This window comes from Actinomycetota bacterium, assembly GCA_016700055.1.
In the GTDB taxonomy this organism is placed as follows: Bacteria; Actinomycetota; Acidimicrobiia; order Acidimicrobiales; family Ilumatobacteraceae; genus Kalu-18.
On record CP064997.1, the window covers coordinates 1,565,554 to 1,585,181 of the forward strand.

The window sequence follows — 19,628 nt, forward strand, 5'->3', positions numbered from 1 at the left end:
CTGGTGATCGTCGAACAGCTAGAGCTCGTCGACTTCCGCAACTACGCGTCGGCGAGATTCGCCCTGGCCAAGGGCACTACGGCGGTCGTCGGACGCAACGGCCAGGGCAAGACCAACCTCGCCGAGGCACTCGCCTACCTGGCCACGCTGGAGAGCTTTCGCGGCGTGAACCCCGACGCCCTGGTGCGCGTCGGCGCCGAGCAGGCGATCGTCAGGGCCACGGTGCGCCACGACGACGGACGCGAGCTGCTCGTCGAGGCGGAGATCGCCCGGTCGGGGCGCAGCCGGGTGCTGGTCAACAGGCAGCGGCTCGGCCGCGCGAGGGAACTGCTCGGCGTGGTCAGGGTGACCGTGTTCAGCCCCGACGACCTCGCGCTGGTGAAGGGCGGCCCGGGCGAACGACGCCGGTTCGCCGACGACGTGCTCGTCGCGCTTGCTCCCAAGCACGACGCCTTGCGCCTCGAGCTGGAACGGGTGCTCCGCCAGCGGAACACGCTGCTGAAGCAGGCCGGCGCCGGTGCGCGGTCCGGGCGCAGCCTGGCCGAGGACGTCGAGATCACCCTCGACGTGTGGGATGCCAAGCTCGCCGAGCTCGGCGAGCAGCTCGGCCGCGCACGCGCCGCCCTGGTCGAGCGGATGACGCCGCACGTGGTCGAGTCCTACGCGCAGCTCGCCGGCAAGCCGGTGGCGGTGGAGCTGGTCTACGACCCGCCGTGGCGCCCGGGCGGCCTCGCCGCAGCACTGCTGGCGGCCCGCGGCGACGACTTGCGGCGGGGGGTCTCCACCGTCGGCCCCCACCGCGACGACATCGAGCTGGTGCTCGGCGGTCTGCCCGGGCGGACCCATGCCAGCCAGGGCGAGCAGCGTTCCTTGGCCTTGGCGCTGCGCCTCGGGGCACACCGCCTGGTGGCCGAGCGCACCGGAACGCCGCCCTTGCTCGTGCTCGACGACGTCTTGTCCGAGCTCGACCCCGATCGGGCGGCAGCGCTGCTCGGGCACCTCCCGGGCTGCCAGGTGGTGATCACCACCGCCGGCGCGTTGCCGGCGACGGCCCACCCGGACCGGGTGGTGCACGTCGAGGGTGGCGCGGTCGCCGACGACGATGCTGGAATGGGCACTTGGCCGACGACTTCCGACCGCTGACCGAGGGCCTCGAGGCCGTGATGCGCTCGTTGCGCGGCGGCGACCGGCGTACCACCGCGACGGTGTTCGGCAGGTGGGCCGAGCTGGTCGGCGACCAGATCGCGGGGCACGCCCGCCCGGTGAAGCTCGACGAAGGACGCCTGGTGGTCGACGTCGACGAACCGGGTTGGGCCACCCAGCTGCGCTTCATGGAGCACGACCTGATCGCCCGGTTGCGCGGCGAGGGAGGCCTGGCGGTGGACTCGCTCGACGTACGCGTCCGGCGCCGCTGAGCCGGCGCCCGGGGCGGCGTTCCGATCGTCTCTCGAGGGCCGCGATCCCGGGGCGATGCCACACCCCGCTGGTAGGATTCAGGCATCGTGGTTCTCGCTGCCGTGGCTGTGTCCCGAGCGTTCGCCCCCACCGTCGCGGCCGGGGCGTTCCGTGTCCGGCCGCCCAGTGCCCCCACCGCCGAGCTTCTGCCGTCGCGATCCAAACCAGCCCATCGAGGTGTGTGTGTCCACTGATCACCGCAAGCCCTCCGCCGACTACGGCGCGAAGGACATCCAGGTCCTCGAGGGCCTCGATCCGGTGCGCAAGCGGCCGGGGATGTACATCGGATCCACGGGCCTCGCCGGGTTGCACCACCTCATCTGGGAGGTCGTCGACAACTCCGTCGACGAGGCGATGGCCGGGTACTGCACCCGCATCGGGATCACGCTGCTCGCCGACGGCGGCTGCCGGGTCGACGACAACGGCCGGGGCATCCCGGTCGACCCCTATCCCACCGGCCCGCACAAGGGCAAGAGCGCGGCCGAGGTCGTCGTCACCGTGCTCCACGCCGGCGGCAAGTTCGGCGGCGAGGGATACAAGGTGTCCGGCGGGCTCCACGGCGTGGGCGTCAGCGTGGTCAATGCGTTGTCCGAGCGGTTCGTGATCGAGATCGACCGCGGCGGGCGGCGATTCCGCCAGGAGTACGCGAAGGGCGGTAAGCCCCAGGGCAAGCTCGAAGACGTCGGCGCCACCCCGGCGAGGGGACGCGCCACCGGCACCACCGTCGTGTTCTGGCCCGATCCGACGATCTTCATGGCCGAGGGCACCGAGTTCGTCGCGCGCACGGTGCTCGAGCGCCTGCAGACGATGGCCTTCTTGAACCGGGGTCTCGAGATCGTGTTCACCGACGAGCGCGCCGAGCGTGAGCAGACGCAGACCTTCCAGTACAAGGGCGGCATCGTCGACTTCGTGAAGCATCTGAACGCCACGAAGGAGCCGCTCTTTTCGAAGGTGTGCAGCTACGAAGACGACGAGGCCGCCGAGGGCATGCAGCTCGACATCGCGATGCAGTGGAACACCGGCTACCACGAGGGCATCCACGGCTACGCGAACGGCATCTCCACCACCGAGGGTGGCATGCACGTCGAAGGCTTCAAGACCGCCCTCACGTCGGTGGTCAACAAGTACGCGCGGGCCAAGAACCTGCTGAAGGAGAAAGACGACAACCTCCTCGGCGAGGACATCCGCGAAGGCATCACCGCGATCGTCGCGGTCAAGCTGCGCGACCCCCAGTTCGAGGGCCAGACCAAGGCCAAGCTCGGCAACGTGCCGATGCGCTCGTTCGTGCAGAAGGCCACCAACGAGCGCCTGGTCGAATGGCTCGAGGAGAACCCCACCGAGGCGAACAAGGTGGTCAAGAAGGCCGCCGCCGCCGCGCAGGCCCGGGTCGCCGCGAAGAACGCCCGCAACGCGGTGCGCCGCAAGACGGCGCTGTCCGGTGCCGGCATGCCGGACAAGCTGAAGGACTGCTCCAGCGGCAACCCCGACGAGAGCGAGCTGTTCATCGTCGAGGGCGACTCCGCGGGCGGCACCGCCGTCGACGCCCGCGACCCGCGCACGCAGGCGATCCTGCCGATCCGCGGCAAGATCTTGAACGTCGAGCGGGCGCGGCTCGACAAGATGCTGAAGAACAACGAGATCCAGGCGCTGATCACCGCCATCGGCGGCGGGGTGGGCGAGGAGTTCGACGCCGGCCGGGCCCGCTACCACAAGGTGATCGCGCTCTGCGACGCCGACGTCGACGGCAGCCACATCCGCACCCTGTTGCTCACGTTCTTCTTCCGCCAGATGCGCCAACTGGTCGAGGCCGGCTACGTGTACATCGCCCAGCCGCCGCTCTACTCGACCGAGATCGGCAAGGAGAAGGTGTACCTGAAAGACGACGGCGCGAAGGCCAGGTTCATGGCCGAGCGCCCGAACCACAAGAAGGAGTTCGCCCGCCTGAAGGGCCTCGGCGAGATGGACTGGGAAGAGCTGAAGTCCACCACCATGGACCGCTCCACCCGCACCCTGCTGCAGGTCACCCTCGAAGAGGCCGCCCTCGCCGACGAGGTGACGAGCGTGCTCATGGGTGACGACGTGGAGAGCCGCAAGAACTTCATCACCACCAACGCCCGCGACGTGAAGAACCTCGACTTCTAGAGCAGATGAGCGACACACCGATCACCCCCGACGAAGGCCACGAGCCCGTCCAGCCGATCCAGCTCCACGACGAGATGGAGCGCAGCTTCCTCGACTACGCGATGTCGGTGATCATGGCGCGCGCGCTGCCCGACGTGCGCGACGGGCTGAAGCCGGTGCACCGCCGAATCATCTGGGACATGGAGCAACAGGGGTTCCGCCCCGACCGCCCGTTCGTGAAGTGCGCCCGAGTCACGGGCGACACCATGGCCCGCTACCACCCCCACGGCAACTCGGCCATCTACGACGCTTTGGTGCGCATGGCCCAGCCGTTCTCGCTGCGCCACCCGCTGATCGACTTCCACGGCAACTACGGCAGCCCCGACTTCGGTCCGGCGGCCGAGCGCTACACCGAGTCGCGCCTGCACCCGCTCGCGATGCAGCTCCTCGCCGACATCGACGAGGACACCGTCGACATGGTGCCGAACTACGACGGCACCACCGAGGAGCCGAAGGTGCTGCCGGCGCGGTTCCCGAACCTGCTCGTCAACGGCAGCCAGGGGATCGCGGTCGGCATGGCGACCAACATCCCGCCCCACAACCTGGGCGAAGTGATCGACGCCGTCGTCCATCTCATCGACAACCCCGATGCGACCCCGGACGACCTGATGCAGTTCGTGAAGGGCCCCGACTTCCCGACCGGGGGCTCGATCCTCGGCCGGGCGGGCATCATCGACGCCTACCGCACCGGCCGGGGGAGCGTGAAGATGCGCGCCTCGGCAGAGATCGTCGAGGCCAAGCGCGGCGGGATGCAGATCGTCGTCTCCGAGCTGCCCTATCAGACGAGCTGCTCGGCCATCGCTGCCCGCATCCAAGACCTCGTCGACGGCGGCGACCTCGAGGGCATCGCCGACGTCAACGACAACTCCGCCGGCGGAAAGACGAACCTGCTCATCACGTTGAAGCGCGACGCCAACGCGAACGTGGTGCTCAACAACTTGTTCAAGATGACCCAGCTGCAGACGAGCTTCGCGATCAACATGGTCGCGCTGGTCGACAGCGTGCCCCGGCTGGTCAACCTGCGTGACGCGCTCGTCGGCTACGTGCGGCACCAGGTCGAGGTCATCCAGCGCCGCTCGCAGTTCCGCCTCGACAAGGCGCAGCGGCGCGAGCACGTCCTCGAGGGGCGGCTGAAGGCGCTCGACGTCATCGACCAGATCATCGCCGTCATCCGCGCGAGCGACGACGCGGGCGCCGCGAAGGAAGCGCTGATGTCGCCGCCGTTCGAGTTCTCCGAGATCCAGGCGATCGACATCCTCGACATGCAGCTGCGCCAGCTCACGCGGCTCAGCCGGATCGACATCGAGACCGAGATCGCCGACGTGCGCGAGCGCATCGCCGAGCTGCAGTCGATCCTGGCCGACGACGCCAAGCTGCGCACGGTGATCAAAGACGAGATCCTCGCGATCAAGGAATCCTTCGCGAAGCCGCGGGTGTGCAAGCTCACCCACGACACCGGCGACATGGCCATCGAAGACCTCGTCGAGGACAAAGAGCTCGTCGTCGTGATGACCGAGGCGCAGTACGTCAAGTCCGTGTCCGCCGGTTCGTTCAAGAACCAGGGGCGCGGCGGACGCGGGGTCAGTGGCGCCAAGCTGAAGACCGACGACCTCGTGCGCCACGTGATCTTCACCACGGCGCACGCCTACCTGCTGTTCTTCTCCAACCGGGGCCGGGTCTACCGGCTGCGGGCGATGGACATCCCCGAGCGAGAGCGCACGGCGAAGGGGATGCCGATCGTCAACCTGCTGCCGCTGCAGCCCGGCGAGACGATCCAGGCGATCATCGACACCCGCGACTTCGCAGGGGAGCGCTACCTGTTCTTCGCCACGCGCCAGGGCACGGTGAAGAAGACCGCGTTCAACGAGTACGACAACGGTCGCCGCGACGGCCTGATCGCGCTCAACCTGCGTGACGGCGACGAGCTGGTGCGGGTGATCGAGACGAGCGGCACCGACGACATCTTCATGGTGTCGCGCATGGGCACCACCATCCGCTTCTCCGAGGACGAGGTGCGCCCCATGGGGCGGGCCGCGGCCGGCGTGCGGGGGATGAGGCTGAGAGCCGGTGACGAGCTCGTGTCTGTCGACGTGGCGAAGGACGACACCGCGATCTTGATGGTCACCGAGGCCGGGTACGGCAAGCGCACCCAGCTCGACCGCTTCAACCGCCAGGGCCGCGGTGGCCAAGGTGTGATCGGCATCAAGCTGACGGGCAAGAAGGGCCACGTGGTGGCCGCGTTCATGGTGGGTCTCGACGACGAGATCGTCGCCGTGTCCTCCGGTGGGGTGACCATCCGGATGTCGGTGCGCCAGATCTCGAGCCAGGGACGCGAAGCCACGGGCGTGCGGGTGATGAGCCTCGACGAGGGCCAGACGGTGGCCTCGGTCGCGGCGATCCTCGCGAGCGACGACGACGAAGACTGAGCAGAGCGTGCGGCGCGCCCGTCTCGTCCCGACCGCCGATGCCGGCCAGGCTTCCGTGCTCGTCGTCGGGCTGGTCGCTGTCGCCGCGGCGCTCACCGTCGCGCTCGGCCATGTCGCGGGCGGCGCCGTCGACGACGCAGCGGCTCAGCATGCCGCTGACGCCGCTGCCCTCGCGGGTGCGGCGTCGGGTGCGGGTGAGGCCGAGCGGGTCGCGGCTGCGAACGGCGCGGTGCTCGTCAGCGTGAGCTCCGTCGGGGGCGACGTGATCGTCACCGTCGAAGTGCACGGCCGGCGCGCCACAGCGCGCGCCAGCACGTCTCCGTAGACACGCGGGCGTCGCGGGGGTGCCCTACGGGGGCGCCAGGCGGTGCTCTACGCTCGTTCACGATGGCCGACCTGCACGACGACGGGCCCGGCGCCGTACCGGCGCCCCAGCGCCCGCGCCGTCGTCGTTCGGGGATCAGCACCGATCGCGACGCGGCTCGGCCCCGCCGGCCCGACCCGGGCATCGCCGACGCGTCCGGAGGGATTCCCCGCCCCAGCCGCCGGGCGGTGACCACGGTCGCCGAGCCGACCGGGTCCGGCAATGGCGACGACCCGACCGTTCCGGGATGGGTGAACGAACCTTCCCGACCGGCGGCGGTGGTGGTCGGGGCTGGCGGCACCCGTGGCGCGGCCCGGGTGAGCGCCCGTGCCGAACCCGAGCCGCTCGTCATCGTGCCCGCGGTCGTGCCCGACGGCGAGACCGACCGCAGCGGAGAAGCTGGCGAGATCGCCCAGCCGACGACCGGCGGCGGAACCACCCCACCCGGCGTCGCCACCGAAGCGCCACCACGCCCGGCCGCGCCACGGCGTCAGCTGCAGTTGCCCCGTAGGGCGCGCGTGCGGCGGGTGACGAGGGTGATCCGCTACGTCGACCCGTGGGGGGTGTTCAAGATCGCCCTCATGTTCAACCTCGTCGGCTACGCGACGACGATGCTGTCCGGGGTGCTTCTCTGGAACGTCGCCCACGCGACCGGGACGGTCGACAACGTCGAGCGCTTCATGGAGAGCTTCGGCTGGGAGACGTTCGAGTTCAACGGCGGGGAGATCTTCCACGCCGCCTGGATCATCGGGCTGTTCGCCGTGGTCGGCCTCACCGGTCTGGCCGTGCTCGCGGCGGCGACGTTCAACCTCGTCACCGACTTGGTCGGCGGGATCCGGGTGACCGTGCTCGAAGAGGAGCTGGTCGCGATCCCCGCCCGACGCTGGCTGCGCCCTGCCCCGCAGCGGGTCGAGCCGGTGACGAGTGCGACGGCGGTGGTGGCCGACGGGGGCGACCAAGCGGTGCCTTCGACCGCAGCAGTGGCCGAAGCAGCCATCCCCGCCGCCGACGCCGGGTTCGAGGAGCCTGACGCGGTCGACGATCCCGGCGTGGACCCGTGGATCGTGTCCGCCGCGGAGGACGGTTGAGCTACTCGCCCCATGGCCGATATCGTGAGCCGGCCCCCGGGGCTATAGCTCAGTCGGTTAGAGCGCATCCCTGATAAGGATGAGGTCGCAAGTTCGATTCTTGCTAGCCCCACGGTGAAGACCTTGCGTCGGGCGCTGATGGCGCTTTCCATGGCCGGCATCATCGCCGGCACTCTGCGGCTACGCGGACGCGGCGGGGTTCCGCCCCAGCGCGGCGGCTGGCGCGAGCTGTCCCGGCCGCGGTGAGCGTTCCCGCCGTGTCACACGAACCGCTTCCGGCGGTGCGCGTTCCCCGGGGCCGCATCGGACTCGTCGGCCTGGGGGCGGTGGGTGCTCGCGTTGCCCGCCAGCTCGCCCCCGCAGTCGGCCCGCTGCCGGTCAGCGAGCTGCGTCCGGGGCTGACCGCCGCGCTCGGGCGCGATCTGCCTCTCGCAGCGGTCACGCCCGACGAGCTGGACCTCGTCGACCTCGTCGTCCTCGCCCATCCGGCCCCCCACCTGGCGCTGGCCGAGCGGTTCTTGCGGCGCGGTGTACACGTCGTGTCCACCTCCGACGACCTCGCGGACGTCACCGAACTGCTCGAGCTGGACGACCTCGCGGCGGCCCATGGGGCGTGCCTCGTCGTCGGCGCCGCGAGCTCCCCCGGGCTGTCGGGTCTGATCGCTGCCGAGCTGGCCTCTCGGCTCGACTCCGTCGACGAGTTGCACGTGGCGGTGCACGGCACGGGTGGGCCGTCGTGCGCGCGCCAGCACCACCGCATCCTCGGCGGCACGGCGCTTGGTTGGCACGACGGGCAGTGGCTGCGCCGTGCCGGCGGCAGCGGGCGTGAGCTGTGCTGGTTCCCCGAACCGATCGGTGGTCGCGACTGCTATCGCGCAGAGCTCGTCGACCCGATCGTGCTGCTGCGCGCGTTTCCGGACGTGGTCCGGATCAGCGCGCGGGTGTCTGCGACTCGGCGGGACCGGCTCACCGCCCGCCTGCCGATGCTGACGCCCCCGCACTCCGAAGGGGGCATCGGAGGGCTCCGGGTCGAGGTCCGTGGTTACGCCGGCGAGGCCCGCCGGACCGAGGTGGCCGGTGCGGCCGAGCGGGCGGCGGTCACCACCGCGGCAGTGGCGGCGACGATGGCCGCGTTCGTCGTCGACGGCTGCGCGGGGGCCGGGCCGGGCGTGGTGTGCCTGGGGGAGCAGCGATTGCCCCAGCGGGAGCTGCTCGACGACGTGCGGGCGAGGGGGATCGACGTGATGGAGTTCGCCGAGCCCGAGCAATGACCGAAGAAGTGCACGCTGTCGCCGCCCGGCGCCTCGGCCGGGACGGCCACCGGTACACCGCTGCCAGGCGCCTGCTCGTCGAGGTGCTGTCCGGAGCGGAGCACCCGTTGCCGATCCCGGAGATCCTGCACGCCGGTCGGGGGCTGGCGCAGAGCTCGGTGTACCGCAACCTCGACGTGCTGGAGCGCTCCGGAGTGGTGACGAAGGTGATCACGACGGGGGAGTGGGCGTGCTTCGAGTTGGCCGAGGAGCTGACCGGTCACCACCACCACCTCATCTGCGCGGAGTGCGGTGCGGTGCGTGACATCGTCGTGCCCCACGACGTCGAGGCCGTGCTGAGCGGAGCGCTCGCCTCGATGGCGGCCGCGGAGGGCTTCGTCGTCACGCACCACCGCCTCGACCTCGTCGGCCGCTGCGCGCAGTGCCCGGGCGCCTCTCCCGCGAAGTGCGATATGTCGTGACAGACGGGTGCACTGAGATATCGCACTTCCGCCCGGGCCGCGCGAAGTGCGATATGTCGTGACAGACGGGTGCTCTGAGATATCGCACTTCCGGCCCGCCCGGCCGGGCGATCGGGGGCGGTCAGGTCTGCCGGTGGGGCTCCTCGAGGCGGGAGTGAAGGCGCTCGACCGCCGCTGTCAGCCGCTCGATCTCGGCCACCAGACGATCGCCTTGGCCGCCGTCACGGGAATCGGGAAGGTGCTCCTTCAGGTCTTCTGAGGTGACGACGTCGGCAAGCGCGATGCGCACGCCGGCGATCTCGCGGGCGAGGAACTGCGTGTCGGCCTGGGTGCGCTCGGCGACCCGGCGGTCCAGCTCGGACTGCCCCCGGTCGCGCTCTTCCTGGCGGTTCTGGGCGAGCAGGATGAGCGGCGCGGCGTAAGACGCCTGGAGCGAGAGCACCAGGGTGAGCAGCACCAGCCCTCGGCCCCAGGGGTCGAAGCGCCACGAGTCGGGGACGACGAGGTTCCAGGTGATCCAGACGACGATCACCCCCGTCTGGAACACGAGGTAGCGGGCGGTGCCGAGGTAGCGGGCGATGCCTTCGGAGAACTGCCCGAACGCGTTGGGGTCGTAGTGCACGCCGAGTCGGCGTCGCTGGCGCGGCGTGGTCAGGTCTTCGCGTCGCTTCATCGTGCACCTCCTTTCGCGCTGGCGTTGGCTGGATCCTTGTTCAGGTGGATGGGCTGCTCTGGCGGCGGCGTTGTCGCCAACCGGTCGGCAGAGTGCGGTCGAGCACGTCGTCGACGGTGATCGCGCCGAGCAGGCGACCGGCCTCGTCGCACACACCGATCGCGAGCAGGTTGTACGACGCCAGCCGCTCGGCAACCTCGTGGTCGGCGACGTCGGGGGTGAGCGTCGGCTCGTGCTCCAGGCAGCGCCCGAGCTCCATGCTCGGCGGCTCACGCAGGAGCCGCTGGAAGTGAACCACACCGAGGTAGGGGCCGGTGGGTGGTTTATACGGCGGCTGGCACACGAACACCTGGGTGGCGATCGACACCAGCCAGGTCGGGTCGCGGATCGCGGCCAGGGCCGCAGCGACGGTTGCCGTCGGTCCGAGCACGATGAACTCCGGCGTCATCAGCCCGCCGGCGGTGCCCTCTTCGTATGCGAGCAGGCGCCGCACCACGTCTGCCTCTTCGTCGTCCATCGCCTCGAGGATCAGCGTCCTCTGCTCGCCGGGCATCTCGGCGAGCAGGTCGGCCAGGTCGTCGTACTCCATCTCGTCGAGCACGCCGATCAGGCGGTCCAGATCGAGACCCTCGATGAGGCGGAGCTGCTCTGCCTCCGGAAGCTCCTCGAGCAGATCGGCGAGGCGTTCGTCGTCCATCGCCTCGGCGAGCTGGCGGCGTTGGGTGAGGGGCAGAGCGCGCACCGCCGCGGCGACGTCGGAGGGGTGCAGGTCGCGCAGCCTGACGGCCTCGGCGGCCATCTCGGTGCGCGCCGCGAACAGGTGGGGCACCTCGGTCCACTCGACGAGGCGCACGCTCGGCCGGCGTCGCAGCGCGGTGCGCTTGGCGAGGCGTACGTGGGAGACCTCCCACCACATCGCCCGGCCGTCGCCCGCGCCGCGCAGAGCGACGTCGCTGACCTTCTCGTCGCCGACGCGCGCGTCGATGATGTCGACGCCGAGCAGCAGCTCGCCCGGCTTCGGCTTGAACGGGTTGAGGTCGAGGTCCCACGAGCGCAGCCGGGCGCCGTCGCTGTCGAGCTCCGCGATGCGGCCCGCGTTGACGAAGATCCGCCGGCGCTGGCTGGTGGCGACGAAGCCGACCACGCGGGGGGCGCTGCCCACCCGCCCGGGGACGACGACGACGTCTTCGAGGCGCCCGATCGCGGCCCCACCGGCGTCGAGCAGCGGCAGGCGCATCACCCGGAACGCGTAGATGAGATCGCCGGCCACGCGTGGAGGCTACCCCCGTGCCCTGACTAGGTCCCGGGCAAGGCTGCGGTCAGCGCTCGCACTTGGCGAGCCACCTCGCCGTAGCGCGCGAAGCGCTCGCGGTCGCGGCCGTGTTCCTGACTCGCGTTGTACAGCACCAAGCGTGTGGCGAGGCCGCGGTACTTCGTGGTGAGCGCCGCCGCGAGGTCGTCCCACGTCGCCTCGGTGGTGAACGCCTCGAGATGGGCGTCGGTGATCTGCGCCGCCATCCCGGCGAAGTCCCCCGCCTTCTGGCGCTCCCTCACCCGCGAGGTCGTTCCCTCGAAACCAGCCTCGTCCCAGATGAACGCGTAGTTCGGTGTACTTGCATAGAACGAGATCATCATCCGCAGGTGCTCGCGGTCGTGGGCGCGCTCGGCCTCGCTGTCGCCGACGATGGTCATCACCGGCACGATGAGGGCGATCTCGGCCTCCTCCCTGCCCGCTTCGAGGGCACCAGCCTCGACGTTCGGCACCACCGTGCGGCGGAGGTAGCCCGGCTCGCCGATCGGGTGCACGTGAACGCCGTCGGCCACCTGGCCGGCCATGCGCAGCATCCACGGGTTGACGGCGGCGATGTCGACGAACGGATCGGGGTAGTCGATCGCACCCGGGCTCCATTGCGGTGACAGGAACGTGAGCTCGTAGAAGGTGCCGTGGTGGTCGAGCGGCTCGCCACGGAAGCCGGCGAAGCAGGCCTTGACCGCCTGCACGTAGTCGCGCAGGCGTGGGCCGGGCGGGTCGAACGGTGCGCTGTACCGGCGCACGACATGGGCGCGCACCTGGGTGCCAAGTCCGAGGCGGAAATGGCCCCCGGTCGCCTCCTGCAGCTCCCATGCGGTAGAGGCCGTCACCATCGGGCTGCGCGGGAACGCCACGGCGACCCCGGTGGAGATGTGCAGCCCGGGCGCGCCGAGCGCCGCCGCGGCGGCGGAGAGGTACGCGGTTCGCCCGCCCTCGGTGAACACCAGCCCGTCGAAGCCCGCGCTTTGGGCGTCGTGGGCGAAGGCGCCCATCTCGGAGAGCTTGCCCGGGAAGGTCATCACGTCGACGCGCACGACGGCAGCGTAGGTGGCACGATGGGCGCCGTGCCCGCCTTCACCTGCCCTCGCTGCCAGAACCTCGTCGAGGCCCGCTTCTACGGACCGTGCATCACCTGTCGCGAGGAACTGCGCGCGACCGTCGGCATCGAGGCCCGCCACGTCGAGGTGGCCGAGTACGAGCCGAAGATGAACGTCACCCCGAACGCGGTCGCCTTCAGCGACGACGACTAGCGACTCGGCGGGTCGGCTCGGGGTTCAGCTGTCGTCGGTGGGCAGGCCGCCACCGGGGCGGAACGTGCTCGCGCGCTCGTTCGCGGCCTCGGCCTGGCTGGCCATCTGTTGCATCGTCGTCGCCATCGCCTTCGCCGCGCCCTCGTGGGCGAGGATCTTCTGCATCACCGCCGCGCCGGCTCCGGCCATCAGCTCGGACTGGTTGTCGTGCAGGTACTGCATCGAGTTCCACAGACCGCGTGTGTAGCCGTTGATCTCGGGTACGACGTACCTCGCGAGCAGCTCCCACGAGCGCAACGTCGCCTCGCGGTTGGCCCAGTCGTGGGCGAAGCCGAGCACCACCCCGAACCCGCCGGTGATCTCCTGTAGACGGCGGATCGTGGTGACGAGCTCGTCGGGGGTGCCGACGACGGCCGCCCCAGCCCCGCTCGCGCCCGTGGCGGTCACCTGGTCGAGCAGCTCCCAGGGGTCGGCTACGTGCTGGGCGCCGGGGCGCCCGAGGGTCCACACGTTGTACTCGTTGTGCCACCTATGCAGGCCGTGAACCGCCTCGGCTCGCGCCTGCTCGCGCGACTCGGCCAGGTGGAAGGCGATCAGCACCCGCCACTTGCGCCGGTCGACGGTCTGGCCGTGAGCCGCGGCGGCCTCCTCGGCGAAACCCCACTGGGTGGGTAGCGCCTGGATGCCGTCGGTCGACGTCGACGCGATCGAGAGCACGCCGCACCCGTACTTGCCCGCTAGCTGCATCCCCGACGGCGAGATGCTCGACGCGGTGGCCACCTCGATCTGCTCCTGCAGGGGAAGGAGCTGCAGCTCGGCGTCGTTCAAGGTGAACCAGTCGCTCTCGTGGCTGAACCGCGGCTCGCCGCGCAGTAGGCGCAGGATCACGCCCATCGCCTCGTCCTGCCGGTCGCGCTGGAGCAGCGGGTCGATGCCGAGCGTGCGGGCGTCGGAAGGCAGCGCCCCTGGGCCGGTGCCGAAGATCGCCCGGCCGCGGGTCATGTGGTCGAGCTGCACGATGCGCTGGGCGACGTTGAACGGGTGGTGATACGGCAGCGAGACCACACCGGTGCCGAGGCGGATCGTGGACGTGCGCTGGCCGGCAGCGGCGAGGAACATCTCCGGGGAGGCGATCGTCTCCCACCCGCTGGAGTGGTGCTCACCGCACCAGAACTCCTCGAATCCCAAACGGTCGAGATGCGCGGCGAAGTCGAGGTCACGCTGGATCTGGAGCGTCGGGTGTTCACCGACGGGGTGGTGGGGGGCGAGGAAGGCGCCGAACTGCACCCGTCCGATGGGGCTCGGCCCGTGGCCAGCGTCTGAGCCGTTGCCGTCGCCGAGATGCGTCTGCGTCATGGGGCCCGACCCTAGGAGCCGCTTCGCTCTCGCGTCGGCTCGGAAGCCGACGAGGCTCTCGCTAGATTGACGCTGCCCTTCTAGGGGACGTAGCTCAGCTGGCTAGAGCACCTGCTTTGCAAGCAGGGGGTCGTGGGTTCGAGTCCCATCGTCTCCACTCCGCCCGTCGAATAGCCCGGTGACGATCGCGTCGAGTCCTTCGCCTTCCATCGCTCAGATCGGAACTTCAAGGCGCTGTCGATTCAAGCCGATACCGAATCCGGGATCGGGCTCGAAGCGTCCCGATCGATACGACAGGACGAACGTCGATGAGCAACGCATTGCCACCACCTCCGCCTCCCGGCCCGAACCTTCCGCCTCAGCAAGCACACCAGCACCTGGCATACCACCAGGTTCAGGCGTATCAGCAGCCGCGTTTCCAGCCGCCGAAGGGCTACAAGCTGAAGAAGAAGCGCCGTTGGCCGTGGGTGCTCCTCGGACTGCTGGTCGTGGTTGGCGTGGTCGGTGCGATCGGTTCGGTGACGTCGCCTGACGACGAAGCCGACGATGCCGCGGAACCGAACTCGCTGCCAATCGAAGCAGCGATACTCGGTGTCGGTGGCACCGACGACACGGCCGATCTCGACGTCACGCTGGCTTCCGTCCAGAACCCGTTCGTGTCGACCAACCAGTTCGAGCGCCCAGCTGACGGCCGCAAGTTCGTGGCCGTCGAACTCGACGTCGTCAACAAGAGCGACGAGACGGAGACTTTTTCCACGCTCATGCTCTTGGAGATCGTCGACTCACTCGGCCAACACTGGAACGTCGCCTTCGCCGGCGTCGACCTTCCGCAGCTCGACGGCGAGATCCCTGCGGGGTCGAACCGCCGAGGCTGGGCGGTGTTCGAGGTGCCGAACGAGTCGACAGGTCTCCAGCTTCACGTCAAGGGATCCCTCACCGCCAAAGGCGTCACCTTCACACTCTGACCCCACTCCACCCGACATGAGCGTCACTACAGCCGCCACGTGTCTGCTGCGACCGGTCCCGAACGTATCGATCGGGTGAGCGGCGCGGACTTCGCTTACACCTGCTGTCCTACCTCAAGCACTCGGTGTCGCCGATCGTGTCCTCCGTCCGGCGTGGTCACGAACAGGTGGTGGAACTCCGCGGTGAGCTCGACTTCATCGCCGTGGAACAGGTGATCGCGCACCTCTTCGAGCTGGCCGGCGCTGCCGGCGGCGTCGAGGTCGTCGCGAAGGATCCCCATCGGGTGCTGCGCGAGCTGCTCGGCTAGCCAGGCCTCGGCCTCGGCCACGACGCTCGGATCGTCCAGTAGCGCCAGACCGATGGCCGGAGCAGGTCCGTCGTCGGCGACCTCCTCAGGTGCTGCCTCAACCTGCTTCGATCGACCCCGCGGCCAGAGCAAGAGCGCGGTGAGCACGCCGCTGACCGCGGCGAGGAACCAACCCTGACGCATCAGGGCGATCAGGTGCCCGCCCCAGGGGATGCGCAGCACGGGCTCGCCGACGATGTCGTCGGCGGTCACGTGGAACTGGTCGGCGACCGCGCGGTTGTCGCCCTTCGTCACGAAGCTGCCGTCGTCGCGCACGGCGACGATGCGGTGGATCACGAGCTCGCCCTCGCCCGCGCCGTCGGCCACTTGGAACACCACGACGTCACCGACTGAGAAATCGCTCCGCTCGCGAGCGACGACGAGATCGCCGAGGTGGTAGCTCGGCTCCATCGACTCGCCGGCGACCATCACTGCCCGGGTAGCGCCGCCAAGGCTTGCGGGCCAGAACCACACGAGCGCGGCGACGGCGCCGAGGGTGGAGATGTACGAGACCGCCCGTCTCCAGCTCATGGCGTCGCCACGAAGTCTGTGAACCGCAGAGAGTTGTTCGAAGCGTAGAGACCCGCCCGGGTGCCCGACCCCAGCGTCGTCAGGTTCGCGGCGGTCAGTGTGTACGTGAGCCGCACCGTGCCGTTGACGGAGATGGTGACCGTGCTGGCGCTACGCCTCACCCGCAGTTGGATGGTGGAGGCGAGGGTGGTCGTGGCCGTGGCGAGGGTCGAGATCGCGCTGCCGTTGTACAAACGCAGCTGGACCTGTGTCAGACCGTTGACGACGCCGGCGAGGTAACGCCCACCAGTCCCGCCGTGCGACAGCGCGAGTCCGCCGATGCGACCAGACGCGAGGCCGGTCATCTCTGCGTCGACGGTGATGCTGGCGCTAGTGGTCGGCAGCGTTGCCGTGGCGTTCGTCCCCGACGCACCGGCGCGGCCGCTGCTGATCGACCACGTGCCCGAGTGCGTCGCCCACGTGAACGTCCCGCACGACGCCACCGAGCGCACGGGGCGCCCGTTGATCGCCGTTCCGGTAGGTGCGGAGAGGTTGAAGCGGTCGCAGGTGAGCACGGTTGGCGTCGAAGGTGCCGCTCCCTGCCACGACCCGAGCGACCGGGCGTGGAGCCCTCCGAGCCCCACCGCATGAACCACCACCACGGAGGCCATGACGAGCACGAGTGCGGCCGCGAAGGGTCGCAGAATGCTCGTCGTCCGAAGGTTGGGGGACATGCGGTGGGAGCCCGGGGTCTGTGCGTGCTACATCAGCCCGAGATGACGAGTGAAGTACCGGCGACCGCAGTGGCAGCGACGCCGCTCACTGCTGCCGAGAACGCGCCGCTTGACAGCGACACCGTGCCGCTGGCCGTAGCGAGAGCGGTCGAACCGTCCGACAACGTCACCGAGTAGGCGAGGCCGTTGCAGGCCGCGGCGACCGACGAGAACGACACCGCCGAGACCTCGTAACGCTGGTCGGTGGCGTCCCACGCCGTCGTGTACGCGACGACGATGCCGTCGGAGTCACAGGACGCGACGATGGCGTCGTCGGAGCCGAGTGAGCTGGAGCTCAATCCGCCGAGGCTGGCCGCCGCCGCCCCTACCGTGCCCGCGACGGCGATGCCGCCGAGCACGGCGATTGACCCTCTACGGATCAGACTCATTGTGTTGTTCCCTCCTAGATTCCCGCACTGGGGCAGGTACCCGCCCTTGGGCACCGGATCGGGATCGTCAAACCGGGGCGCGGACTTGAGGGAAATTTCGCACCGAAGCGGCCGTTTTTCGCGCTCCACACCACCCCACGTGGTACACAGCCACCGAGCGCCACTCACCGTGAATCTGGCTCAGAAGTGGGGTCTCCGGGTGCGAGAATCCTGCTCAGATGACGGCCGCTGACCTGAACCGGTTCTCTTTCGTGCCTGGGCAGGTCGCGGGCCCGCTGGTGGTCGGCGGGCAGGGCTCTTACCTGTTCACCGCTGACGGACGACGGATCCTCGACGCCGCCGGCGGAGCGATCGTGGCCAACGTCGGCCACGGCAGGCGCGAGGTCGCGGACCGTGTCCACGACGCGATGGCGACCGCGGGGTATGTGGTGCCGATCTGGCCCACGCCTCACCGTCTGGCGCTGCGCGACCGCCTGGTCGAGCGCTGGTTGCCACCAGGCTTCACGCAGCTGTTCTTCACGAGCGGGGGCAGCGAGTCGACCGACTCCGCGGTGCGCCTCGCCCGGGCGTATCAGCTCTCCAAAGGCCGCCCCGAGAGGTGGAAGATCGTCGGCCGCCACCCGAGCTACCACGGGATGACCCTCGGGACGATCGCCGCCGCCAGCCATTCCGGGAGACAAGCCGGGTTCGAACCCATGCTCCTCGACTTCCCGAAAGTGCCGTGGGACGACGCCGACGCGGTGGTGAAGGTGATCGAGCAGGAGGACCCGAGCACGATCGCCGGGTTCATCGCCGAGCCGATCACAGGCGCATCGGGCGGTTGTCTTGTCGCCGACGACCACTACTGGTCCACCGTGACGAGGGTGTGCAAGGAACACGACATCTTGCTGATCGCCGACGAGGTGATGACCGGCTTCGGGCGCACCGGTCGGCGCTTCGGCCACGAGCACTTCCCGTTCCAGCCCGATGTCGTCGTCGGCGGCAAGGGGCTGGGCGGTGGCTACGTACCGATCGGCATGGTCGCCACCAGAGCCGACGTCGTCGAGCCGCTCCAGGCGATGGGCGGGTTCATGTTCTTCACCTACAGCGGCAGTGACGCGGCATGTGCCGGGGCCGAGGCGGTCCTCGACATACTCGAAGGGGAGCAACTCGTCGAGCGCAGTGCCGCGATGGGCGCGCTGCTCCAGCAGCGACTGCGTGAGGAGCTCGGCGACCACCGCCACGTCGCCGACATCCGCGGCCGCGGCCTGTTCGTAGGCGTGCAGCTCGCACTCGACCGTGACACCGGGGAGCAGTTCCCGGTCACGGCCAGGCTGGCCTCGCAGGTGGTCGCCGCCGGGCTGCGCCGAGACGTCTGGTACTACCCGGCGGGATCGGGCCCCGTGCACGACGCCGTCATGTTCGGCTGTCCGTTCACCGTTACGGAGTCCGAGATCGACACGATGGCCGTGGTGTTGCGGGAGTCCATCGACGAGGCCGTGCGCTCTACCGGCACGGTGTGACCGTGCGCCTCGACCACGTCGCGATCGTCGGTGCCTCGCTCGCCGGGCTGCGGGCGGCCGAAACCCTGCGCCAGGAGGGCTTCGGCGGCCAGGTCACGATCGTCGGCGCCGAGCCGCACCAGCCCTACGACCGCCCGCCGCTGTCGAAGAGGCTCCTCGCCGGCGAGTTGGGCCCGGATCGGATCGCGCTGCGCAAGCAGGTTGACCTCGACTCGCTCGGCGTGGAGTGGATGCTCGGGGTGCGCGCGAGCGGCCTCGACGTCACGCGGCGCGAACTCGTCCTTGCCGACGGGACCCGGGTCGACTTCGACGGGCTCGTGATCGCCACCGGCGCGTCCCCACGCGAACTCCCCGGCCAACCCTCACTCACCGGGGTCCACACGCTGCGCACGCTCGACGACTCGCTGGCTCTTGGCCGCGCGCTGCAGCCCGGCACGGCACAGGTGGTCGTCATCGGCGCCGGGTTCATCGGGCTCGAGGTCGCGGCCACGGCACGGCGCTTGGGCAACGAGGTGACCGTGCTCGAAGGAGCATCCGCTCCGATGATTCGCGGTCTCGGCGCGGCGATGGGGTCCGCCGCGGCCGCGGTGCACGGCGACAACGGCGTCCGGCTGCGCTGCGACGTCGCCGTCGGGCAACTTGTGGGTGACGACCGAGGTGCAGTGGTCGGCGTACGCCTCGCCGACGGCGAGCTAGTGCCCGCGGACGTCGTGCTTGTAGGCATCGGCGTCGCGCCGAACACCGGCTGGCTCGCCGACAGCGGCCTCACCCTGAACGACGGGGTGGTGTGCGACGAGACGCTGAACGCCGGTGTTCCGGGGATCTACGCCGCCGGGGACGTCGCGCGGTGGACGAACGACCTGCTCCGCGCCGAGGTGCGCATCGAACACTGGACGAACGCCGCCGAGCAGGGTGAGGCCGCAGCACGGAACCTGTACATGATGGCGACACGGGGTGAGGCCGTCCCCTATGCCACGGTCCCCTTCTTCTGGAGCGACCAGTTCGAGGCCCGCATCCAGTTCCTCGGCCGGGCCGAGCCCGGAGACGAGGTCAGGATCGTCGCCGGCGACCCGGTGATGCGCCGGTTCACCGCCCTGTACGGGCGCGGTGGCCTGCTCACCGCGGCCCTCGGCGTGAGCATGCCGCGACTGGTGATGCCATTCCGCAAGCTGCTCGCCGAGCGTGCCTCGTGGGAGGACGCCCTTGCCCTCGCCGCCACCCTTGGTGGTTGAACGGAAACGTGGGTGTCAAGAACGCCAGAAGGGTGCAGGTGCCGCTCAAGCGCATGCTCGACCGGGCCGAAAC

The 19,628-nt window shown here is 69.8% G+C and carries 19 protein-coding genes and 2 tRNA genes; 14 read left to right on the plus strand and 7 right to left on the minus strand.

The window, feature by feature from the left end; genetic code table 11:
• Positions 1–3 precede the first annotated feature (3 nt).
• The 9 genes from IPM43_07585 to IPM43_07625 all read left to right on the plus strand — a co-directional run bounded on the left by IPM43_07585 (position 4) and on the right by IPM43_07625 (position 9,246).
• The gene (locus tag IPM43_07585; GenBank protein ID QQS26189.1) at positions 4–1,143 is read left to right on the plus strand and encodes a DNA replication/repair protein RecF; all 1,140 of its coding nucleotides are present in this window, start codon (positions 4–6) and stop codon (positions 1,141–1,143) included.
• Positions 1,119–1,415 (plus strand): DUF721 domain-containing protein, encoded by a 297-nt coding sequence (locus tag IPM43_07590; protein QQS26190.1) that lies wholly within the window; start codon positions 1,119–1,121, stop codon positions 1,413–1,415. Before IPM43_07585 ends, IPM43_07590 begins: the two co-directional genes overlap by 25 nt.
• Before the next feature lie 223 nt (positions 1,416–1,638).
• On the plus strand, positions 1,639–3,597 hold the full coding sequence (locus IPM43_07595; protein QQS26191.1) for a type IIA DNA topoisomerase subunit B: 1,959 nt from the start codon (positions 1,639–1,641) through the stop codon (positions 3,595–3,597).
• Between the two features lie 5 nt (positions 3,598–3,602).
• A complete protein-coding gene (gene gyrA / locus IPM43_07600) occupies positions 3,603–6,062 on the plus strand; it encodes a DNA gyrase subunit A (GenBank protein QQS26192.1) in 2,460 nt (819 codons plus the stop codon).
• Between the two features lie 7 nt (positions 6,063–6,069).
• Complete coding sequence (locus tag IPM43_07605; GenBank protein QQS26193.1) at positions 6,070–6,387, plus strand: hypothetical protein; 318 nt, start codon at positions 6,070–6,072, stop codon at positions 6,385–6,387.
• A gap of 62 nt (positions 6,388–6,449) precedes the next feature.
• Entirely contained in the window at positions 6,450–7,514 is a 1,065-nt protein-coding gene (locus tag IPM43_07610; protein ID QQS26194.1) for a DUF3566 domain-containing protein, read from the plus strand.
• A 38-nt stretch (positions 7,515–7,552) separates the two neighbouring features.
• A tRNA-Ile gene (locus IPM43_07615) sits at positions 7,553–7,626 on the plus strand.
• Between the two features lie 145 nt (positions 7,627–7,771).
• Entirely contained in the window at positions 7,772–8,785 is a 1,014-nt protein-coding gene (locus IPM43_07620) for a hypothetical protein (GenBank protein ID QQS26195.1), read from the plus strand.
• Complete coding sequence (locus IPM43_07625; GenBank protein QQS26196.1) at positions 8,782–9,246, plus strand: transcriptional repressor; 465 nt, start codon at positions 8,782–8,784, stop codon at positions 9,244–9,246. The genes IPM43_07620 and IPM43_07625 overlap by 4 nt, the downstream gene beginning before the upstream one ends.
• Before the next feature lie 121 nt (positions 9,247–9,367).
• Here the strand turns inward: IPM43_07625 and IPM43_07630 are convergent, their stop codons facing one another.
• The 3 genes from IPM43_07630 to IPM43_07640 are packed head-to-tail and all read right to left on the minus strand — an operon-like array spanning position 9,368 to position 12,265.
• Positions 9,368–9,919, minus strand: coding sequence for a DUF1003 domain-containing protein (locus IPM43_07630; GenBank protein ID QQS26197.1), 552 nt, complete (start codon positions 9,917–9,919; stop codon positions 9,368–9,370).
• 40 nt (positions 9,920–9,959) lie between these two features.
• A complete protein-coding gene (locus tag IPM43_07635; protein QQS26198.1) occupies positions 9,960–11,189 on the minus strand; it encodes a magnesium transporter in 1,230 nt (409 codons plus the stop codon).
• Between the two features lie 26 nt (positions 11,190–11,215).
• A complete protein-coding gene (locus IPM43_07640) occupies positions 11,216–12,265 on the minus strand; it encodes a TIGR03617 family F420-dependent LLM class oxidoreductase (GenBank protein QQS26199.1) in 1,050 nt (349 codons plus the stop codon).
• A gap of 21 nt (positions 12,266–12,286) precedes the next feature.
• On the opposite strand from IPM43_07640, the gene IPM43_07645 reads away from it, so the two are divergent.
• Complete coding sequence (locus tag IPM43_07645) at positions 12,287–12,481, plus strand: hypothetical protein (GenBank protein ID QQS26200.1); 195 nt, start codon at positions 12,287–12,289, stop codon at positions 12,479–12,481.
• Between the two features lie 24 nt (positions 12,482–12,505).
• Here IPM43_07645 and IPM43_07650 read toward each other — a convergent pair whose 3' ends face one another.
• Complete coding sequence (locus IPM43_07650) at positions 12,506–13,777, minus strand: LLM class flavin-dependent oxidoreductase (GenBank protein QQS26376.1); 1,272 nt, start codon at positions 13,775–13,777, stop codon at positions 12,506–12,508.
• Between the two features lie 143 nt (positions 13,778–13,920).
• On the opposite strand from IPM43_07650, the gene IPM43_07655 reads away from it, so the two are divergent.
• Together IPM43_07655 and IPM43_07660 are read left to right on the plus strand one after the other, a co-directional pair.
• Positions 13,921–13,994: transfer RNA gene (locus IPM43_07655), tRNA-Ala, on the plus strand.
• 151 nt (positions 13,995–14,145) lie between these two features.
• On the plus strand, positions 14,146–14,802 hold the full coding sequence (locus tag IPM43_07660) for a DUF4352 domain-containing protein (GenBank protein ID QQS26201.1): 657 nt from the start codon (positions 14,146–14,148) through the stop codon (positions 14,800–14,802).
• 95 nt (positions 14,803–14,897) lie between these two features.
• On the opposite strand, the gene IPM43_07665 is transcribed toward IPM43_07660, so the two are convergent.
• From IPM43_07665 to IPM43_07675, 3 genes are read right to left on the minus strand one after another with little or no spacing between them, the layout of a single operon-like run.
• A complete protein-coding gene (locus IPM43_07665; protein QQS26202.1) occupies positions 14,898–15,680 on the minus strand; it encodes a signal peptidase I in 783 nt (260 codons plus the stop codon).
• Positions 15,677–16,393 (minus strand): hypothetical protein, encoded by a 717-nt coding sequence (locus IPM43_07670; protein QQS26203.1) that lies wholly within the window; start codon positions 16,391–16,393, stop codon positions 15,677–15,679. The genes IPM43_07665 and IPM43_07670 overlap by 4 nt, the downstream gene beginning before the upstream one ends.
• A gap of 32 nt (positions 16,394–16,425) precedes the next feature.
• On the minus strand, positions 16,426–16,821 hold the full coding sequence (locus IPM43_07675; GenBank protein ID QQS26204.1) for a hypothetical protein: 396 nt from the start codon (positions 16,819–16,821) through the stop codon (positions 16,426–16,428).
• Positions 16,822–17,039: 218 nt separating this feature from the next.
• On the opposite strand from IPM43_07675, the gene IPM43_07680 reads away from it, so the two are divergent.
• Both IPM43_07680 and IPM43_07685 read left to right on the plus strand, forming a co-directional pair.
• Positions 17,040–18,323 (plus strand): aspartate aminotransferase family protein, encoded by a 1,284-nt coding sequence (locus IPM43_07680; GenBank protein QQS26205.1) that lies wholly within the window; start codon positions 17,040–17,042, stop codon positions 18,321–18,323.
• A gap of 2 nt (positions 18,324–18,325) precedes the next feature.
• A complete protein-coding gene (locus IPM43_07685) occupies positions 18,326–19,555 on the plus strand; it encodes an FAD-dependent oxidoreductase (protein QQS26377.1) in 1,230 nt (409 codons plus the stop codon).
• Positions 19,556–19,628: the final 73 nt, after the last annotated feature.